Annotated in this window: 21 protein-coding genes and 1 pseudogene; 14 read left to right on the top strand and 8 right to left on the bottom strand. The window is 68.0% G+C overall.

Annotated elements, in window-relative coordinates; translation table 11 throughout:
• Position 1: 1 nt before the first annotated feature.
• From Q2K21_RS20985 to Q2K21_RS21010, 6 genes are read left to right on the top strand one after another with little or no spacing between them, the layout of a single operon-like run.
• On the top strand, positions 2-1186 hold the full coding sequence (locus tag Q2K21_RS20985; RefSeq protein WP_310773260.1) for an FAD-dependent monooxygenase: 1185 nt from the start codon (positions 2-4) through the stop codon (positions 1184-1186).
• Between the two features lie 20 nt (positions 1187-1206).
• On the top strand, positions 1207-1902 hold the full coding sequence (locus tag Q2K21_RS20990; RefSeq protein ID WP_310773262.1) for a class II aldolase/adducin family protein: 696 nt from the start codon (positions 1207-1209) through the stop codon (positions 1900-1902).
• Entirely contained in the window at positions 1899-2987 is a 1089-nt protein-coding gene (locus Q2K21_RS20995; RefSeq protein WP_310773264.1) for a cupin domain-containing protein, read from the top strand. The genes Q2K21_RS20990 and Q2K21_RS20995 overlap by 4 nt, the downstream gene beginning before the upstream one ends.
• Positions 2984-3820: a fumarylacetoacetate hydrolase family protein gene (locus tag Q2K21_RS21000; protein ID WP_310773266.1), complete on the top strand. Its 837-nt coding sequence runs from the start codon at positions 2984-2986 to the stop codon at positions 3818-3820. Before Q2K21_RS20995 ends, Q2K21_RS21000 begins: the two co-directional genes overlap by 4 nt.
• On the top strand, positions 3810-4547 hold the full coding sequence (locus tag Q2K21_RS21005; protein WP_310773269.1) for a maleylpyruvate isomerase family mycothiol-dependent enzyme: 738 nt from the start codon (positions 3810-3812) through the stop codon (positions 4545-4547). The genes Q2K21_RS21000 and Q2K21_RS21005 overlap by 11 nt, the downstream gene beginning before the upstream one ends.
• A 55-nt stretch (positions 4548-4602) precedes the next feature.
• Positions 4603-5253, top strand: coding sequence for an MBL fold metallo-hydrolase (locus Q2K21_RS21010; protein WP_310773272.1), 651 nt, complete (start codon positions 4603-4605; stop codon positions 5251-5253).
• Positions 5254-5436: 183 nt separating this feature from the next.
• Here the strand turns inward: Q2K21_RS21010 and Q2K21_RS21015 are convergent, their stop codons facing one another.
• Complete coding sequence (locus Q2K21_RS21015) at positions 5437-5613, bottom strand: hypothetical protein (RefSeq protein WP_310773273.1); 177 nt, start codon at positions 5611-5613, stop codon at positions 5437-5439.
• A gap of 456 nt (positions 5614-6069) precedes the next feature.
• On the opposite strand from Q2K21_RS21015, the pseudogene Q2K21_RS21020 reads away from it, so the two are divergent.
• Together Q2K21_RS21020 and Q2K21_RS21025 are read left to right on the top strand one after the other, a co-directional pair.
• Positions 6070-6512: pseudogene (locus tag Q2K21_RS21020) on the top strand (excinuclease ABC subunit UvrA); the annotation flags it as partial.
• An 83-nt stretch (positions 6513-6595) separates the two neighbouring features.
• On the top strand, positions 6596-7615 hold the full coding sequence (locus tag Q2K21_RS21025) for an RNA polymerase sigma factor (protein WP_310773276.1): 1020 nt from the start codon (positions 6596-6598) through the stop codon (positions 7613-7615).
• Between the two features lie 83 nt (positions 7616-7698).
• Here Q2K21_RS21025 and Q2K21_RS21030 read toward each other — a convergent pair whose 3' ends face one another.
• A complete protein-coding gene (locus Q2K21_RS21030) occupies positions 7699-7944 on the bottom strand; it encodes a hypothetical protein (RefSeq protein WP_310773278.1) in 246 nt (81 codons plus the stop codon).
• Positions 7945-8108: 164 nt separating this feature from the next.
• Here Q2K21_RS21030 and Q2K21_RS21035 point away from each other — a divergent pair, with 164 nt between their 5' ends.
• A complete protein-coding gene (locus Q2K21_RS21035; RefSeq protein WP_310773280.1) occupies positions 8109-9254 on the top strand; it encodes an ISAs1 family transposase in 1146 nt (381 codons plus the stop codon).
• Between the two features lie 256 nt (positions 9255-9510).
• Here Q2K21_RS21035 and Q2K21_RS21040 read toward each other — a convergent pair whose 3' ends face one another.
• The 3 genes from Q2K21_RS21040 to Q2K21_RS21050 form a co-directional block, all read right to left on the bottom strand.
• On the bottom strand, positions 9511-10053 hold the full coding sequence (locus tag Q2K21_RS21040) for a cupin domain-containing protein (protein ID WP_310773282.1): 543 nt from the start codon (positions 10051-10053) through the stop codon (positions 9511-9513).
• On the bottom strand, positions 10050-10796 hold the full coding sequence (locus Q2K21_RS21045) for a hypothetical protein (RefSeq protein ID WP_310773284.1): 747 nt from the start codon (positions 10794-10796) through the stop codon (positions 10050-10052). Before Q2K21_RS21045 ends, Q2K21_RS21040 begins: the two co-directional genes overlap by 4 nt.
• Before the next feature lie 228 nt (positions 10797-11024).
• Positions 11025-11825, bottom strand: a complete 801-nt coding sequence (locus tag Q2K21_RS21050; protein WP_310773286.1) for an IclR family transcriptional regulator — start codon at positions 11823-11825, stop codon at positions 11025-11027.
• A gap of 112 nt (positions 11826-11937) precedes the next feature.
• On the opposite strand from Q2K21_RS21050, the gene Q2K21_RS21055 reads away from it, so the two are divergent.
• The 5 genes from Q2K21_RS21055 to Q2K21_RS21075 all read left to right on the top strand — a co-directional run bounded on the left by Q2K21_RS21055 (position 11938) and on the right by Q2K21_RS21075 (position 15155).
• Positions 11938-12219 carry a nickel-binding protein gene (locus Q2K21_RS21055; RefSeq protein WP_310773288.1) on the top strand — a complete coding sequence of 94 codons (282 nt, stop codon included), beginning with the start codon at positions 11938-11940 and terminating at the stop codon, positions 12217-12219.
• Between the two features lie 41 nt (positions 12220-12260).
• A complete protein-coding gene (locus Q2K21_RS21060) occupies positions 12261-13205 on the top strand; it encodes a TAXI family TRAP transporter solute-binding subunit (protein ID WP_310773292.1) in 945 nt (314 codons plus the stop codon).
• A complete protein-coding gene (locus Q2K21_RS21065) occupies positions 13202-13684 on the top strand; it encodes a hypothetical protein (RefSeq protein WP_310773294.1) in 483 nt (160 codons plus the stop codon). The genes Q2K21_RS21060 and Q2K21_RS21065 overlap by 4 nt, the downstream gene beginning before the upstream one ends.
• Positions 13685-13755: 71 nt before the next feature.
• Positions 13756-14511: a CoA transferase subunit A gene (locus tag Q2K21_RS21070; RefSeq protein WP_310773296.1), complete on the top strand. Its 756-nt coding sequence runs from the start codon at positions 13756-13758 to the stop codon at positions 14509-14511.
• A complete protein-coding gene (locus Q2K21_RS21075) occupies positions 14511-15155 on the top strand; it encodes a CoA transferase subunit B (RefSeq protein ID WP_310773298.1) in 645 nt (214 codons plus the stop codon). The genes Q2K21_RS21070 and Q2K21_RS21075 overlap by 1 nt, the downstream gene beginning before the upstream one ends.
• A 449-nt stretch (positions 15156-15604) precedes the next feature.
• Here the strand turns inward: Q2K21_RS21075 and Q2K21_RS21080 are convergent, their stop codons facing one another.
• Genes Q2K21_RS21080 through Q2K21_RS21090 form a run of 3 tightly spaced genes read right to left on the bottom strand, consistent with a single transcriptional unit; the run spans position 15605 to position 16675 of the window.
• A complete protein-coding gene (locus tag Q2K21_RS21080) occupies positions 15605-15988 on the bottom strand; it encodes a hypothetical protein (protein WP_310773300.1) in 384 nt (127 codons plus the stop codon).
• Positions 15989-16020: 32 nt separating this feature from the next.
• Complete coding sequence (locus tag Q2K21_RS21085; protein ID WP_310773303.1) at positions 16021-16272, bottom strand: helix-turn-helix domain-containing protein; 252 nt, start codon at positions 16270-16272, stop codon at positions 16021-16023.
• Positions 16273-16312: 40 nt separating this feature from the next.
• Positions 16313-16675 carry a S24/S26 family peptidase gene (locus tag Q2K21_RS21090; RefSeq protein WP_310773306.1) on the bottom strand — a complete coding sequence of 121 codons (363 nt, stop codon included), beginning with the start codon at positions 16673-16675 and terminating at the stop codon, positions 16313-16315.
• Positions 16676-16907 lie beyond the last annotated feature (232 nt).

Genomic DNA, 16907 nt, shown 5'->3' on the forward strand with positions numbered 1-16907 from the left:
CGTGCGACACATACCGCTGCTCACCATCGGAGGCGGCATAGGGGGCATGACGACCGCCCTCGCCCTCGCCCAGGCCGGCTTCGATGCGCATATCGTCGAACAGGCACCGGAGTTCGCCGAGATCGGCGCCGGCATCCAGCTCGCCCCGAACGCGCTGCGCATCCTCGACTCCCTCGGCGTCCTCGACGCCGTCAACGAGGTCGCGGTCCGACCGCGCAACCTGGTGTTCCTGCACGCCGACACCGGCAAGCACCTGACGACCATCGACTTCGGCACCCCCTTTCGCGAGCGCTACGGGCAGTCGTACAGCGTGCTGCACCGCGGCGACCTGCTCGACGTCCTGCTTGCCGCCTGCCGCGAGCACCCCAAGGTCACCCTGGAGAACAACCGCCAGGTCGTCGACATCGAGGAGCACGGCACCACAGCCGTCGTCCACTTCGCCGACGGCGAGAGCTACCGCACCGACGCCCTGATCGGCGCCGACGGCCTCAAGTCCCGCGCCCGGCAACTCCTGTCGGACGACAAGCCCGTGACGGACGCGTACGTCGCCTACCGCGGCGCACTCCCCATGGACCAGGTCGACCTCCCCGTCGAGCAGGACGACGAGATCATCTGGGTCGGCCCCGACCGGCACCTGGTGCAGTACCCGATCCGGCGCGGCGAGCTCTACAACCAGGTCGCCGTCTTCCGAAGCCCCAGCTACAGGCCCGAGATCGAGCACACCGACCGGTGGGGCGGGCCCGACGAGCTCACCGAGGCCTTCGCCACATCCTGCGTACAGGTCCGGGAATCCGTGAAGATGTTCAACACGTCCCGGCGCTGGCCGATGTACGACCGCGAACCCCTGGACAACTGGACCCGCGGACGCGTCACCCTGCTCGGCGACGCCGCGCACCCCATGTTCCAGTACCTGGCCCAGGGTGCCTGCCAGGCCATCGAGGACGCCGACTGCCTGGCCCGCCAACTGGTCAAGCACAGCGGCGACATCGACGAGGCCTTCGCCGCCTACCAGGCGGAACGGATCCCCCGTACCGCCCTGGTGCAGCGCGTCGCCCGCGGCTGGGGCCAGGTCTGGCACGCCCACAACGACACCCCGCTCTCGGCCCTGCGCGACCGCGTCTTCGGACGCCGCAGCCCCGACGACTTCACCGACCTTGACTGGCTGTACCAGTCGCTTGCCGTCTGAGTCGACCCACGAGGACCCTGATGAAAAACGAGATCGACGAGACCGTCCGCGCCAGCCGAGCCCTGGCCGCCGCCGGTCTGACCGACATGGTGTGGGGCCACGCCGCCGTCCGCGACCCCGACAGTGACGGCGTGTGGATGAAGGCCTCCGGCTGGGGCTTCGAGGAGATAGAGACCGAGCGCGTCCTCCTCGTCAGCCGCGAGGGCGAGGTCCTGCACGGCGAGGGCAAGCGACACATCGAGTATCCGATTCACACCGAGATCATGGCCCGGCGCCCGGACGTCGGCTGTGTCGTGCACCTGCACGCGCCCGCCCTGAGCGCCTTCGCCTCGCTCGATGTACCGCTGCGCCCCATCTCCCACGACGGCACCGTGTTCTGCGACCCCCAGGTGCCGCGCTTCACCAGGACCGGCGCACTCATCGCCACCGCGGAACTCGGTACAGCGCTCGCCGACACGCTCGGCGACGCGCCCGCCTGCCTCATGCCGCAGCACGGCGCCGTCACGGTCGGCCCCGACGCCGGGACCGCCGTGATGTACGCCGTCCTGCTGGAACGGGCCTGCCGTACGCAGCTCATGGCCATGTCTGCCGGCGGACCGAAGGTGTGGTCCGACAGCGAGGAAGCAGCATTCAAGCGCAACCAGATCTGGAACCCCACCCAGATCGACGCCGGCTGGAACTACTGGCAACGACTGTCGGAGAGGACTGAACGATGAGGCAGGCGTCCCCTCAGGATGCGGGCGGAGCCGAACTCTCCTCCGCTGAGAAAGAGTTGTACGAGGACTTCAACCGGTTCGGGCTCATTCCGCTGTGGACCGAGCGCGAAGACCTCATGCCGATGACACCTGCGCCGCAGGCCGTCCCGTACATCTGGCACTGGGACGACCTGTACCCGCTGGCCGCTCGCGCCGGGGAGCTCATCCCCGTCGGGCGCGGCGGTGAGCGGCGCGCCATCTCCGTCTCCAACCCGGGCCTGCCCGGCCTCCCGTACGCGACCCCGACGCTGTGGGCGGCCATCCAGTACCTCGGCCCGAACGAAGTCGCCCCCGCCCACCGGCACAGCCAGAACGCCTTCCGCTTCGTCCTCGAGGGCGAAGGCGTGTGGACCGTCGTCGACGGCGACCCGGTGGCCATGCGCCGAGGCGACCTCCTGCTCACGCCGGGATGGCAGTTTCACGGACATCACAACCCACATCCGAAGCCGATGGCCTGGCTGGACGGCCTGGACATCCCGTTCGTCTCCGCCACCGACACGGGCTTCTTCGAGTTCGGTGAGGACGGGGTGAGCGACCGTTCCACCCCGGATCGCTCGCGCTCCGAACGCATCTGGGGCCATCCGGGACTGCGCCCGCTCGCTGCCGTGGCGAAGGACACCCCCAACTCGCCCTTGGCCGCCTACCGTTGGGAACACACCGACGCGGCACTGACCGCTCAGCTCGAAGTCGCCGCCGAAGGACACCCAGGCGTCCTGACGGAACCCGGCCACGCCGCCGTGCGCTTCAGCAACCCCACCACCGGGGCCGACGCTCTCACCACCATCCGTACCGAAATGCACCGAGTCGCCGCCGCGTACCGCACCGCGCCTGTCCGCGAGACCGGTTCCAGCGTGTGGCAGGTCTTCGACGGCACCGGTGCCATCACCCTCGACGGCCGACGCACCGACGTCGTACGCGGCGACCTCATCGCCGTGCCCTCCTGGTGCGAGGTCTCCATCGAGGCCCGCACCGACCTGGACCTCTTCCGGTTCAGCGACGCCCCCATCTTCGAACGCCTCAACCTCGCCCGCAGGGAGCAGTCATGAAGCTCGCCACCATCCGCACCGGCACCGGCACCGCGGCGGTCCGCGTCGATGCGACGGAGGCGGTGGAGACCGGCCACTCGGACGTCGGCGCGCTGCTCGCCGAGGAGGGCTGGCGCGAGCTCGCCGCGAACGCCGACGGCACCCGGCACGCCCTGGACGGACTCGACTACGCGCCCGTCGTCCCCCGTCCGCAGAAGATCTTCTGCGTGGGCCTCAACTACCGGACCCACATCCTGGAGATGGGCCGCGACCTGCCCCAGTACCCCACGGTCTTCGCCAAGTTCCCGGCCGTCCTGATCGGCGCGTACGACGACATCGTGCTGCCGGCGGCCTCCCAGGCCATCGACTGGGAAGGCGAGATGGCGGTCGTCATCGGGGGACGGGCCCGCAACGTCTCGGTGGAGGAGGCTGCCGGACTGGTCGCGGGCTACGCGGTCCTCAACGACGTCACCGCCCGCGACTGGCAGTACCGCACCAAGGAGTGGCTGCAGGGCAAGAACTTCGAAGCCACCACACCGTTCGGTCCGGTCCTGGTGACCTCGGACGAGGCGGACATCGGCTCGCGTCAGCTCACCACCGAGGTCGATGGCGTGACCAAGCAGCAGGCCGACACCGGCGACCTGGTCTTCGACGCGGCCGCCCTGGTGTCCTACCTGTCGACGATCATCACCCTGGAGCCCGGGGACGTCATCGCCACCGGTACCCCCGGTGGCGTCGGCCACGCTCGCACTCCCAAGGAGTACCTCGGTGACGGCGCCCTCCTCACCACCCGCATCGAAGGGCTCGGCGAGTGCCGCAACCGCTGCGTCCAGGAGAAGCCGCATGACGCGTGAGCCCGCCCCTTTCCCGCGACTGCTCGAATGGCTCGCATCGGGTACGAGCCTGCTGCACACCCAGCTCAGCAGGGCCGACGAGGCGTGGGTGACCGGCCCGAGCACCCTGCCCGGGTGGCGGAACGCTCACTTGCTCACCCATGTCGCGCGTAACGCCGACGCCCTCACCAACCTGGTCACCTGGGCCGCCACCGGTGTCGAGACCCCGATGTACCCACACGGCACCGAAGGGTGCCTGCGGGACATCGAGGAGGGCGCTCGACGGACGGCGCAGGTGATCCTCAAGGACGTGAAGGACAGCGCCGTCCGCCTCCAACAGGCCCTGGACGAACTGCCTGTCATCACCTTGGGGCGTACGGTGCGCACCGCTCAGGGGCGTCTCGTAGCGGCCTCGCTCATCCCTTGGCTGCGGATCCGCGAGGTGTGGATCCACCTCGTGGATCTCGGTACGGGCGTCACCTTCGAGGCCCTGCCCGAGGACCTGGCCGAGGCGCTCCTCCCCGACGTGGTCACCACCCTGGCCGGGCGCGACGGCTGCCCGGCGCTGATAGTGCCCGCCCCGGCGGGCGGGCTGCCACTGACGACCAGGCCGACCCAACCTCTTGACTCTGCGATCGAAGTGAAGGGCTCCACCGCGGAGTTGCTCGGCTGGCTCACCGGACGTACCACCGGAGACGGTCTCACCTGCTCGCCTCCGGGCCTGCCCGCGCTGCCCGCGTGGCTGTGACGCGGACAGCGAAGTCGGCCGCCCACCCATATTGATGACGCACATGGAGCACACTATGAAGATCACTCACTACGGACACGCGTGTGTCCTGGTCGAGATCGAGCGGGAGGACCGCACCGCCCGACTGCTCTTCGACCCCGGCACGTACTCGGTCGGCTTCGAGAACCTGCGCGATGTCGACGCCGTACTCCTCACTCACGAGCACCCTGACCACGTCGACATCGAGCGCCTCGGACCGCTGCTCGAAGCGAACCCGGCAGCCCGGGTGATCGCGGACCCGGGAAGCGGTAAGCACCTCGGAGAAGCAGGACTGCGGCACGAGACCGTCGGCAAGGGCGACAGCGTGACGATCGCCGGGGTACCGATCCAGGCGCTGGCCGGCGACCACGCGGTCATTCATCCTCAACTGCCGTGCATCCACAACAACGGCTACCTGGTCGACGAACGGCTCCTCCACCCCGGTGACGCCTTCGTCGTTCCGCAGCAGCCGGTGGATGTGCTGCTGCTGCCGACCGGAGGCCCGTGGATGAAGGCGAGCGAGGCGATCGACTATCTGCGGGCCGTGGCGCCTCGCATTGCGCTCCCCATCCATCAGGCGGGACTTGCCACCGTCCACCAACAGCTCCACCTGCACCTGTTCCGGAATCTGGCGCCGGAGCAGAGCACCGTGCAAGTTCTGGATCACGGGACGGCGACCGCCGTCTGACAGGGAGTTGCGGCTGCCGGTCAAGACTGCCACGTAGGCGCTGTCCCCGGTGCGGCGGGGCAGGGCAAGGCGGCAGGGGTGTGTGTCACTGTGCGCAGCGGCCCTGCCGTTCTGCCTGAGAACGAGGTTCCGACCGACTGCGGATGTCGATCGGAACCTCGTCGCGCTCAAGCCGCTCGTGGATCAGGTGGCTTCCCGGAGCGGCTCGGGACCAGGCAGTGCGACGGGGCGCGCGGTGTCGCGGCCGCGGTTGCGAGGCAGCAGGAGCAGGTCGAGCGCGCCGAGCACGGCAGGGAGGCCGAAGGCGTAGAAGTCCGCCTTCGGGGACGTGAACAGTGCGGTGGTGGCCGACAGATACATCGGTCCGACGATAGCTCCAACCCGGCCGAGGTGGCCCGCAGCGTCGGCGGGTAGTGCGTGGCCATGCACGCGACCACCGGGCTCTGTGTGCCCATCGACAGTGCGGCCGCGTCCCACCGCTCCTCCGGGGGTCACCCGGTGCGTGAAAGCCTCGGTCAGGACCGCGTCCAGCGACGGCAGTGGTCCTGGAGCAGCAGCCGGTCAATTGGCCTGCCTGACCTCGGTGAGCGCCTCCCGCGCGATCGTATCCAGGATCTGCTGACGCCTGGAGGATCGACGCTGCGGGGTGAGGCGAGGCATAGACACACCATAAAGAGGATTCAGCAGTTTTCGCGATCAGCCGAACATCGACGGGCTTGACAAATAGGGGCGACTCGTGAGCACAGAGCAGACCCCTCAAGAATATTCATAACGATTTCGCAGCACCACATCTCCGCCTGTTTTAGGGTCGAGACGGTGAAGAGCTTTATTGTCGTCAAGGGCGCCCGCCAGCACAACCTCCGTGACATATCCCCAGAGTTGCCGAGTGGTCACTAATCGTAATCGCAGGTGTTTCCGGTTCCGGGAAGTCAAGCCTGGCGTTCCACACCTTTTCCGCCGAGGGGTAGCGGCGCTATGTCGAATCAATTTCCTCGCATGCCCGGTAATTCCTGGGTGGCCTTGACAAGCCGGATGTCGACGTGATCGAAGGATTGTGTCCGGCAGTCGCGATCGACCAGAAGTCCTCGAGCCGCAATCCCCGCTCGACCGTCGGCGCTCTCACCGAGGTCCACGACTACCTGCGACTACTGGACGCCCGGGTCGGTCGTCCTGATCGAGCAATCTCGACGTCATCAAGACCGTCGACCGGCCGATCGGTATGGGTCGGAAGGCGGGCACCCCGGCGGCGCGTTGATCGCCCATGGCACGCCCGAGGACGTGGCGTCCCAACCCGACTCGTACACCGATCAGTTCCTCTGCGACATCCTGAAGGTGAAGTGACATGAGCGTGGCCATCGGCGCCGAAGCGCCGACACAGTCCCAGGCGGGGTTCCTCCTCGCGGATGACGACGCGGACGCCCCTGCTCCGCGGCTCACCACGGCGGGCGCCAGCATCGACCAGGTGCACGACTACCTGAAGCTCATCGGCCGGGTGAAGCTGCTGACCGCCGAGCAGGAGGTGGAACTCGGGAAGCGGATCGAGGCCGGTCTGTACGCCGGCCACAAACTCGACGAAGAGCCGGACCTGTCCCCGGAGTTCCGGCGGGAACTTCGGCTCCTCGTCGAGGACGGACACGGCGCGAAGGCGCACCTGGTGGAGGCGAACCTCCGCCTGGTCGTCTCCATCGTCAAGCGGTACACCGGCCGCGGACTGCTGTTCCTGGATCTGATCCAGGAGGGCAACACCGGACTGATCCGGGCCGTCGAGAAGTTCGACTACGCCAAGGGCTTCAAGTTCTCGACGTACGCCACCTGGTGGATCCGGCAGGCCGTCACCCGGGCCCTGGCCGACCAGGGCCGCACGATCCGGATCCCGGTCCACATGGTGGAGCTCATCAACCGGGTGGCGAAGGCACGGCGCGAACTGCTCCAGGAACACGGCGTCGAACCCGAGCCCGAGGTGCTGGCGGAGATCTGCGGCGTCCCGGCACAGCAGATCCCCGAGATCCAGGGATACGACAAGGAACCGATCTCCCTGCACACCGTCCTGGGCGACGACGGCAGCGCCGAGATCGGCGACCTGATCGAGGACGCGGACAGCGTCAGCCCCTGGGAGAGCGTCCTGTACTCCCAACTGCAGGACGCCTTGCGCGATACCCTCGCAGGGCTGAGCGCCCGGGAATCCGGCGTCATCATCCGCCGCTACGGCCTGGACGGCAGCCACCCGCAGACGCTGGAGGAGATCGGCCAGGTGTACGGCGTCACCCGCGAGCGCATCCGCCAGATCGCGGCCAATACGATGTCCAAGCTCCAGCATCCCTCGCGACGCAACACGTTGAGCGAGTTCCTCGACCTCACGTGAAGCGCGCATCCGCGAGGCTTCGGACGTCTCTGGGCGCTGTCCCGCAGCGGGACAGCGCCAAGGCGAGTCGGCCGCCGTACGCATCAGCCCGACAGCGCCTCGTCCGGCCGCTCGATGCTGGGCAGCGCCAGGGCGAGCATCATGCCGACGCCGACGAGTGCGGCGAGGACGAAGTGCGCGTTCCGGTAGCCCTCGTCGAGACAAAAGGCAGTGCCTTGGGCAACCGTCGAGTGGCGTTCGAGGACGACAAACAGGATCTGATACGTGATCACGCCCGTCGCCTGGTAGAGCGGCACCGGCACGTCACCGAAGGCGGCGTGGCCGATCATCGCCTGCTGGGGGGGCAGAGCCAGGGCGGTTTCAAAGTCTTGTGGATCAAGGATCCGTGCTGGTCACGGCATCATGACGATGGGGTCGCGGGCCGCCACGCATGCAACGAAGCTCCGGTTGATGCCGGTGACCTACCAAGTCGCCTGTATCGCCCGGAGCTTCGATGTGTCGTCAGTCTGCCACCGTGTGTCTGGTCAAGTCGCCCTCGCGTCAGCACGGCGTGATCGGCGACCTGCCGTCCCGGCTGGCGACCTTGCCCGATCCCCGTGACCGGCGCGGAAGGCGTCACCCGTTCGTGAGCGTGCTGCTGACGGCCTGCTCCGCCGTCATGTGTGGGGCCCGGTCCTTCGCGGCGATCGGGCAGTGGGCGCGAAACGCTCCGCAGGACACCCTGGCCCGGCTCGGCGCCCGGACGGTGTCCGCCTTCACCGTGTGCGTCGCGCCGAGCACGGCGACGATCCGCCGGATCATCAACCGAGTCTGCCCAGGTGGCCTCGCCGACCTGCTGGGAAGCGACCCGTCCGGCGCCGACACCCTGGCCGTGGACGGCAAAAGCGCCCGTGGCTCCCGCCACGGTGACACCCCAGCCGCGCATCTGCTCGCCGCCATGACCGGTGGCGGACTGACCGTCACGCAGTTGCGAGTCCCGGACAAGACGAATGAAATCACCTGCTTCGCCAGCCTGTTGGCCCCGTTCGACCTGACCGGGGTGACCGTGACGGCCGATGCCCTGCACGCCCAGCGCGGCCACGCCCGCTTCCTCGTCGAGGAGAAGAAGGCGCACTACGCGCTGTGCGTGAAGAAGAACCAGGCCGGTCTCTACGAGCGGCTGCACATGCTGCCCTGGAAGGAGGTGACCGCGAAGTTCTACGACCGCACCGAGGGGCACGGCCGAAAGGAGACCCGCGTGGTGCAGGTCCTGACCGTCGATGACCTCGACTTCCCGCACGCCACACAGGTCGCCCGGGTCGTACGCCACCGCACCTGCCTGAAGACCGGCAGGCGCAGCCGCGAGACGGTTTACGTCATCACCGATCTGACCAGCCGGGAAGCCTCCCCACAGCGGCTCGCGAAGATCATTCGTTCGCAGTGGGTGATCGAAAACCGGCTCCACTTCGTGAGGGACACTGCCTTCCGCGAGGACGCCTCCAAGGTGCACACCGAGCATGGCCCGGAGAACATGGCCACCTTGCGGAGCTACGCGATCAACTGCCTCCGTGCCGCCGGGCACCACAACATCGCCGCCGGACTCCGCGAGATGTCCTACGAGCCGTTCACCCGTCCCCTGGCACTCCTCGGACTCCGCTGACCAGCACAGACGCGCGAACAGTCAGACTTTGAAACCACCCTGGGGGCAGAGCATGTCCCGCTCGACGATGCGGGACGGCTGATCGGAACCGATGACAGCAACGACTTCAGTAACGATCGCCACGGAAACTCCTTGTACCACTGGGGTGTTGGAGATCGAGAGGCGCGGCGTCGCCGTCTGCACGACGCGTGTGGACCACCGGCCCCTCGGGGTGGCGATCCGCACGCGGCGGTTCGCACTCGCCGGTGTCGGCCCCTCAGGCGGGCACCGGACTCGACCAGCCGAACGCGGCGAGATCGATCTCGGGGTGCACGGTCTTGCAAGCGCCGCAGGTGCGAGCGGCCTCGTCGGCCGAGAACTTCGCGCAGGCCGCCGCGTAGAACCGGGACGGTGCTACGTCATTGTCATGCTCCCACTCAAGGCGGTGCAACTCCGTGCGGCACTCGGGGCAGTACCAGACCGCGCCCTGCCGACCGGCCTTGAGCGCCATGAATCGAATCACGGTGCCACCCTCGACCGGGACGATCTGGTGCGGCGTGCCGGCCGGGACATAGACGTGATCGCCGATGTTCATCCGGAACCGGTTCACCGAGCTGTCGCGCAGCAGCACGTCGCTGCTGCCGGACAGCTGGCTCAGCACGGTGTCCTTCTCACAGATGAGGTGGAACGGCTGCGGCAGCTCGTTGTGCGACAGGTACAGCTGGGGGTCCGTGTCCGTGGGGAGCACGGGCGCGTCCGCGTAGTTGCCGAGCTCGGGGGCGACCTTGAGCGCGTGGAGCATCCGTCGGCGGTTGATCATCGTGCGGCCTCCTCGAGCGCGGGCTGCCCGGCTTCTCGCAGCGAGCGGTACGCGGCGTTGGCCGCGGTGGTCTGGGCGACCGTGCGGTGCCAGCCCCAAGGGGCGGGCGCGAACAGCCTGTTGACGTGTCCGCACTTCTCGCAGGTGCGCCCCGCGTCGGAGTTGCGGATGTCCGCGAAGCGGGCCGAGCCGACCGCCGTCGGGAACTGATGGACGCGGTCGTCCGCGGCTCCGCCGTGCTGGGTCGGGTCGTAGCCGGGCAGGCCGGGCGGTGTCGCGTCGTACTCGTGGCGCACGATCTCCGCCTTGCACTCCTGGCAGCGGGCGATCATGGCCTCGGACTGGTCGCCCTCCTCCGCCTGGTGCTGGGTCACCACCATGAGGCCGTAGGCGCCCTCCTCCTTCTCGTCGCGGAGGTAGGAGTTGACGCCGTGCAGATTCTGCGTCGCCATGATCTGCCCGGTCGCCATCACGGACTGGTGGGCGCCGTAGACGACGACGACCTCGTTGACGGTGTTCCAGTGGAAGAAGTGCCCGTAGTCGGCGTCCTGGCCACCGATGAGGACCGCGCCGCACGGCACGATCGCGCCGGCGTGGTCGTACGGGAACAGCGGCATCAGCTGACCGGCGGTCATGGCCATGTGCTCGTAAACGTTGGTCTTGAGGGGTTCGCGGTCGGGGTCGGGCGGAGAGATCTGCTGCGTCTCCTCCAGAAGGACCGCCCCGGTGGTGGGCTCGCTCATGGCTGCCCCTCTCTTCGAGAGTGTGTGTCGCTATGCGGAACAGTGGTCGGCATTCTGGTACCAAAATCCGGAGTGTGGCAAGCGCCCGACGAGAGGAAATGTGGCCGCCCCTACCTGCGGCGGACGTCGGTAGAGATGCTGAAAGCGCAGGTCACATCCGGTCTGCAAACGCCGACGGCCGCCCCGGAAAGATCCGGGGCGGCCGTCGGGCGGGGGTGTGGAGGTGCGTCAGTCGATGCGCTCGCCCAGTTCGCGGGCGACGCGGACGGTAGCCGCGGCGGCGGAGGCGATCCACGTGCCGTCGACGCGGGACTGCGGGGCCGTCGTGGCTATGGCCGCACGTGCGCGGCCGCGCTTGTCGCGGACGACCGCCGCGACGGCGCTGACGTCCGCCTCGCTCTCGGCGTTATTGACCGCGTAACCGAGACGCCGGACGTCGGTCAGCTGCTTGCGGAGTTCTTCGAGCGTCTGGGGGGCGCGGGCAGTGGGAGCCTGCAGGTTCTCCAAGGGGTAGCGGGCGGCGAGTTCGTCGTCGCCGAGCTCGGCGAGCAGTGCCTTGCCGGCCGCGGTCGCGTGGGCCGGGAGCGTCCAGCCGGTCCGGCTTCCGGTGCGGACGACCTGGTTGCTCTCAACGCTGTCGACGTACAGCACCTCCGCCCCACGCAAGGTCGCGAGGTGAACGGTTTCGTCGGTCTCGTCGCGCAGACGGGTCAGGGCGCTGTGCGCCAGTGCCCGGATATCCATGTTCGCGACGACCGACAGGCCGATGTCGACGAGCGCGGGCCCCGGCTTGTACGCGCGCGAGAAGTCGTCCTGAACCACGAACCGGTGATGGCAGAGCGTGGCCAGCATGCGGTGGACCGTGGAACGGGACAGGCCCATGTCGCGGGCCACTTGATTGACCCGGATCATCTCGTGGGCCTCGAAAAGCCGCAGCAGTCGCAGCACGTTGTCGACGGCCCCGATCAGGCCGGCCGGGCGGCTCTCGGTGCCGGACTCGGCGCTGCTGGTCCCCGTTTTTTGCTCCACGGAGAGCACAGTAGCGCAGAGATTTCCACCCTCCACGCCCTTGCTATTAAGTTCCAGTAGACGGGACAGTGTTCTGTATCGTGACACGTTTCAAGGATGAGGGAGTCTTGCCATGCCTCTGTACGTGAGCCTTCACCAGGCCCCGGGCCTGTCGGTCGAGGAGATCGCGGGAAACGCGCCGGAAGTCGCCCAGCAGGTCCACGCGACCTTCCGGCAGCTGTATGTGAACACCGACTCCGGGTTCATCGTCTCGGTCTACGAGGCCGCCGGCGCCAAGGCCCTGGAGGAGGAGTTCGAGCGGATCGGCTTCCCCTTCGACTCCATCAACGAGGTCGACTTCACCCAGAACGCCGCGGAGCTGGCCGAGATGGTGGGGCAGAGCGACCATGTCTGAGGCACCTGTTCTGAAGCACCCGATCACCCTCCAGTTCCGCGGTGACTGGGGCCAGGCCAACCTCCCACCGGATCTGCGGCTGGCTGGCCCAGGAGATCGGCGACCGCGCCCCCGAGGGATCCCGCTTCGGCATCTGGAACGGCCGCGGCGGCATCGACCAGATCGAGGCGCTGCTCGCCGGTGAGGTGGACATCGCCCTCGTCACGCCGACCGCGGCCGTGCAGATGCTGGACCGTGCGGGGAAGACGAAGGGACTGGCCTCGCTCGGCGTGGTCGGACAGCGCGACCGCCTGGTCGTCGCGGTCGACGCGGCCCTGCCGGTCAGCACGGTGGCCGACCTCGCCTCCATCACCGACCAGTTGACCGTGGCGACCTCGCAGGACGACGGCGTGAACCTCATCGGTCTCGCCGCCCACAAAGCGCTGCGCATCGCCGGAGTCGACCCCGAGAAGCTGACGTTCTTCTACGACGAGCGTCCGTTCCCGGCTCTTGACCACTTCATCGCGGGCAAGTCGAACGTCCTCATCCACGAAGCCGTCATGACGCCGCGCTGGCAGCAGCTGGACCGCGTACGCCCGGTCAAGTACCTGCCGTGGGGCGACGAGGTCCTGCAGGCCTTCGCGGCCGAGGGATGGCAGGACGCGGTGGTGGAAGCGGGCTACTTCCCCGGCCTGACCGAGGACCTGCGCACGCTCGACTTCTCCGACTTCGCGGTGCTGTGCCGACAGGACATGGACGACGACGTCGCCGCGCTCGTCACCTGGTGCATGGTGATGACCCGCCGGGCCTTGGAGGCGCAGTACGCACACCTGCCGGCCGACCACTCGCCGGTCACCTACCCACGGCCGCCTCGCCCGCGCTCCTGGACACATACACCAGTGAGCGGCGCGAGCATGTCCAGCACGCCATCGGCATCTCGAGGGCGCTCGGCCAGGTCATCTGCGTACCGGACGAGGCGGAGGCGACTGCGCGGGACGCTCGTATGATCGCCACCGGCGGCGACCCGGCCCGTGTGTTGCCGCCCACTCCGCCGCCGGTCCTTGGCGACGGCGTCCTGCAACGGGCGTCGGACGGTGGCCCGCGCCCCGACGTCGGCCACATCACCCCGCAGTACCGCATCCGCCACAACGGCGAGACCGGGCTGCTCGACGACATCACGGGTGGCGGCTTCGTCGTCCTGGCGGACGGGGACGCGGCCTTGAGCGAACTGGACTCCGCAGACCGGGAGTTCCTCATGCGCATCGGTGCAACCGTGGTTCCGCTCCACTCACCCGGCACGCCTGACGTGGCGTACCTCGACGTGGACGACGCCTACCTGCCGCACATGCGCGAGCACGCCCACGTCGCTGCCGTCATCCGCCCCGACTTATACCTCTTCGGTGCCGCGGCCACCGCGCTCGAACTGCACCACTTGATCGGCCAGCTGAGGGAGCGGCTCCTGCTGACGCCGTCCGTCGCCACCTGATTGCCCGCTGCCGTATGCCCTGCCCGTCTCGCGTCGTCCTCCGACAGCTGAACCAGTCAAGAAAGCATCCCATGGACAAGACAGTGGTCACTGCCGCGGAAGCTGTGGCCGACATCGCCGACCGATCCACCCTCGCTGTGGGTGGGTTCGGGCTGTGCGGCATCCCCGAGACCCTCATCCGCGCCCTGCACGCGCAGGGCGCCCGGGACCTGGAGGTCGTCTCCAACAACTGCGGCATCGACGACCGCGGCCTGGGCATTCTGCTCGGCACCGGCCGCGTCGCACGCGTCACGGGCTCCTACGTAGGCGAGAACAAGGAGTTCGCCCGCCAGTACCTGACCGGCGAACTCGAGGTCGAACTCACCCCGCAGGGAACGCTGGCCGAGCGCCTGCGAGCGGGCGGCGCCGGCATCCCCGCCTTCTACACCCCGGCCGGTGTCGGCACCCAGGTCGCCGAGGGAGGACTGCCTTGGCGTCACGCCGCCGACGGGTCGGTCGCGGTCGCCTCACCGGCCAAGGAAGTACGCGACTTCAACGGCGACTCGTACGTCCTGGAGCACGGCATCACCACGGACTTCGCGCTCGTCCGCGCCGCACGTGGTGACCGGCACGGCAACCTCGTCTTCCACACATCGGCACGGAACTTCAACCCGCTCGTCGCCATGGCCGGGCGCGTCACCATCGCAGAGGTCGAGGAACTCGTCGAACCCGGGGCACTCGACCCCGACGAGATCCATCTGCCGGGCGTGTTTGTGCAGCGCGTGGTCGAACTGGACGCGGCCCAGGCGGCCGACAAGCTGATCGAGAAGAGGACGGTGCTGGCCTGATGTCCTGGACCCGCGACGAGATGGCCGCGCGCGCCGCCGCCGAACTGCGCGACGGTGACTACGTCAACCTCGGTATCGGCCTGCCGACCCTCGTCCCCAATCACATTCCGCCCGGCGTGGACGTCGTACTCCAGTCGGAGAACGGCATTCTGGGCGTCGGCCCGTACCCGCAAGAGGCCGACGTCGACGCGGACTTGATCAATGCGAGCAAAGAGACGGTCACGGTCTTGCCCGGCGCGTCCTTCTTCGACTCGGCGCTCTCCTTCGGCATGATCCGGGGCGGCCACATCGACACCGCGATCCTCGGCGCCATGCAGGTCTCGGCCCAGGGCGACCTCGCCAACTGGATGATCCCCGGCAAGATGGTCAAGGGCATGGGAGGTGCGATGGACCTCGTCCACGGCGCCCGCCGCGTCATCGTCCTCATGGACCACACCGCCAAGGACGGCACTCCGAAGATCGTTCAGAGTTGTACGCTGCCCCTGACCGGGCGCTGCTGCGTCCACCGCATTATCACCGACCTCGCGGTCATCGACGTGACATCAGAGGGGCTGGTGCTCGTGGAGAGGGCGCCGGGGGTGGCGATCGACAAGGTGGTCGCGGCGACCGACGCGCCATTGCGGACCAACCAACAGGTGTCTTGAGCGCCGTTCCGTGATGAGGGCTTCGGCGGCCCGGTGACGACGGGCCGTGCCGTGGCCTTCATGGTCTGGGTCGGGCCCGACTCAAGCAGCCGGCCAGATCAACAGGCTGTCGCAGCGCCTCGGCTACATGTTGTTCGACCGAGACAGGCACCACGTACACCTGACCGCAGCCGGTGAACTCTTCGTGGTTCGTGGGCAGCGTCTGCTGGATTTCGCAGCGGCACTGGTGGCCGAGGCTTGCAGAGCACTAGCGACCTTTCAACGCATGCTAGTGCCGCATCAAGCACGTTTGCCCTGTCGACGACGGCGCGTAGGCGCCGGTCGTTGGCATGGCGGTTCCGCCAGATGGTGTAGTGGTGGATCATGCTGTCCTGTTCCTTGTGGTTCGGCGTGGTCGGTGCCGTCGAGGGCGAAGTAGCGCAGGGCCGTGAACTGGGCCTCGATCCGATTCAGCCAGGAGGAGTGGTCGGCGTGCAGGCGATCTCAACGTTGTTCGCCGCCGCCCAGGTGCCGACCACTTGGCACTTCTTCGTGGTCAGGTGCGGCGAGAAGTTGTCGCAGATGATTGCGATCCGCACCGTCGGAGGGTAGCGGGTGCGCAGGTAGCGGCAGAACTCCAAGAACTGCGTGCGCCGCTTGAGCGGTTCGATGTGGCCGTAGAGCTTGTCCCGGGCCAGGTCCAGGGCGGCAAACAGGTGCAGCCCCGCCGTAGCGGTTGTAGGTCGCCCGGGCTGGCGGCGGGGCTCACGGTCGAGGTCCTTGTGCCTGCCGCCGCGCTCGGCCGACAGCCGCCCGGGGTGCGGCATCAGGTTGAGCTGCCCGAACTCGTCCATGCAGAAGACGGCTTCGGGCTCGCCATCCTCGGCTATGACCTCACCGTCGGCGATCGCAGCGAGTCGAAGCCGTCGGCGTTGAAGTAGTGGATCACGTCGCGGACCCGGTCGTCACTGGTGAACGACACCTCGGCGATCTTCGCGACCGGCATGCCCTGAGTGAACAGCGGCACCATCTGCGCGCGCCGCCAGATCACCACAGAGCCCGTGCCTCTGCGGATGATCCGCAGTAACCGCCGGCCCTCGTCGTCATCGGTCTCGCGAACGCGCACTCGTTCTGCCACCCGCACAGCCTGGCAGCCCGATACCGCTGGAGCGTCAGGCTCAGGAGTCGTCGGAGTCGGCCGCGAGCGTCTTGCCCACGGTTCCTGACCGGGTGACGCCGTCGACTGCCACACAGATACCAAAGACGCGATCGTGGCTGGTCCAGCCGTTGACACGGCCACGGTTGTTGCTGATCTGCACCCGCTTCCTGGCGAGGTCCACGGACGACACCAAGTGCAAGTAGACGGTCCCGGCGACACGGGCGAGGACGATGTCCCCGACCTCCAACTTCGACGGGTCGACCGGAGCAACGACCACCTGCTGCCGACTACGTATCAGCGGAACCATCGACGAGCCGCTGGGCCGGAACGCCACGGTGACCCCACCCGCAACCCTGCCTGCCACTGCCTCCAATGCACCCATCCGGTGATCGTGGCAGATTCCCCCGCATCACCCCACCGATTTACTTCTCCGTGCTCCACCAACGAGGCACACATTCCTTGATGCGGCCCCTTGACATTTCCCGCTTGAATCACGCAAGGGGGAGAGAATCTTTTCGGCTAACCCAAGCCGCTTGGTTGCCCACAGTTCGATGGGAATTGCAAGTCGCCTTGAGGGCGCCTGCCGATATTGCTCGATCAGGTGCGGATAGGTC

This window comes from Streptomyces sp. CGMCC 4.7035 (assembly GCF_031583065.1).
GTDB classification, from domain to species: Bacteria; Actinomycetota; Actinomycetes; order Streptomycetales; family Streptomycetaceae; genus Streptomyces; species Streptomyces yaanensis.

What these genes read in the sequence shown, in the direction of transcription:
- Q2K21_RS21000 (WP_310773266.1), top strand. Translation starts at nt 2,984, where the DNA reads ATGAAGCTCGCCACCATCCGCACCGGCACCGGCACCGCGGCGGTCCGC.
- Q2K21_RS21075 (WP_310773298.1), top strand. Translation starts at nt 14,511, where the DNA reads ATGTCCTGGACCCGCGACGAGATGGCCGCGCGCGCCGCCGCCGAACTG.
- Q2K21_RS21035 (WP_310773280.1), top strand. Translation starts at nt 8,109, where the DNA reads ATGTGTCGTCAGTCTGCCACCGTGTGTCTGGTCAAGTCGCCCTCGCGT.
- Q2K21_RS21065 (WP_310773294.1), top strand. Translation starts at nt 13,202, where the DNA reads ATGATCGCCACCGGCGGCGACCCGGCCCGTGTGTTGCCGCCCACTCCG.
- Q2K21_RS21090 (WP_310773306.1), bottom strand. Translation starts at nt 16,675, where the DNA reads ATGGGTGCATTGGAGGCAGTGGCAGGCAGGGTTGCGGGTGGGGTCACC.
- Q2K21_RS20990 (WP_310773262.1), top strand. Translation starts at nt 1,207, where the DNA reads ATGAAAAACGAGATCGACGAGACCGTCCGCGCCAGCCGAGCCCTGGCC.
- Q2K21_RS21055 (WP_310773288.1), top strand. Translation starts at nt 11,938, where the DNA reads ATGCCTCTGTACGTGAGCCTTCACCAGGCCCCGGGCCTGTCGGTCGAG.
- Q2K21_RS21045 (WP_310773284.1), bottom strand. Translation starts at nt 10,796, where the DNA reads ATGAGCGAGCCCACCACCGGGGCGGTCCTTCTGGAGGAGACGCAGCAG.
- Q2K21_RS21015 (WP_310773273.1), bottom strand. Translation starts at nt 5,613, where the DNA reads ATGTATCTGTCGGCCACCACCGCACTGTTCACGTCCCCGAAGGCGGAC.
- Q2K21_RS21005 (WP_310773269.1), top strand. Translation starts at nt 3,810, where the DNA reads ATGACGCGTGAGCCCGCCCCTTTCCCGCGACTGCTCGAATGGCTCGCA.
- Q2K21_RS21080 (WP_310773300.1), bottom strand. Translation starts at nt 15,988, where the DNA reads ATGGACGAGTTCGGGCAGCTCAACCTGATGCCGCACCCCGGGCGGCTG.
- Q2K21_RS21025 (WP_310773276.1), top strand. Translation starts at nt 6,596, where the DNA reads ATGAGCGTGGCCATCGGCGCCGAAGCGCCGACACAGTCCCAGGCGGGG.
- Q2K21_RS21030 (WP_310773278.1), bottom strand. Translation starts at nt 7,944, where the DNA reads ATGATCGGCCACGCCGCCTTCGGTGACGTGCCGGTGCCGCTCTACCAG.
- Q2K21_RS21010 (WP_310773272.1), top strand. Translation starts at nt 4,603, where the DNA reads ATGAAGATCACTCACTACGGACACGCGTGTGTCCTGGTCGAGATCGAG.
- Q2K21_RS20995 (WP_310773264.1), top strand. Translation starts at nt 1,899, where the DNA reads ATGAGGCAGGCGTCCCCTCAGGATGCGGGCGGAGCCGAACTCTCCTCC.
- Q2K21_RS21040 (WP_310773282.1), bottom strand. Translation starts at nt 10,053, where the DNA reads ATGATCAACCGCCGACGGATGCTCCACGCGCTCAAGGTCGCCCCCGAG.
- Q2K21_RS21070 (WP_310773296.1), top strand. Translation starts at nt 13,756, where the DNA reads ATGGACAAGACAGTGGTCACTGCCGCGGAAGCTGTGGCCGACATCGCC.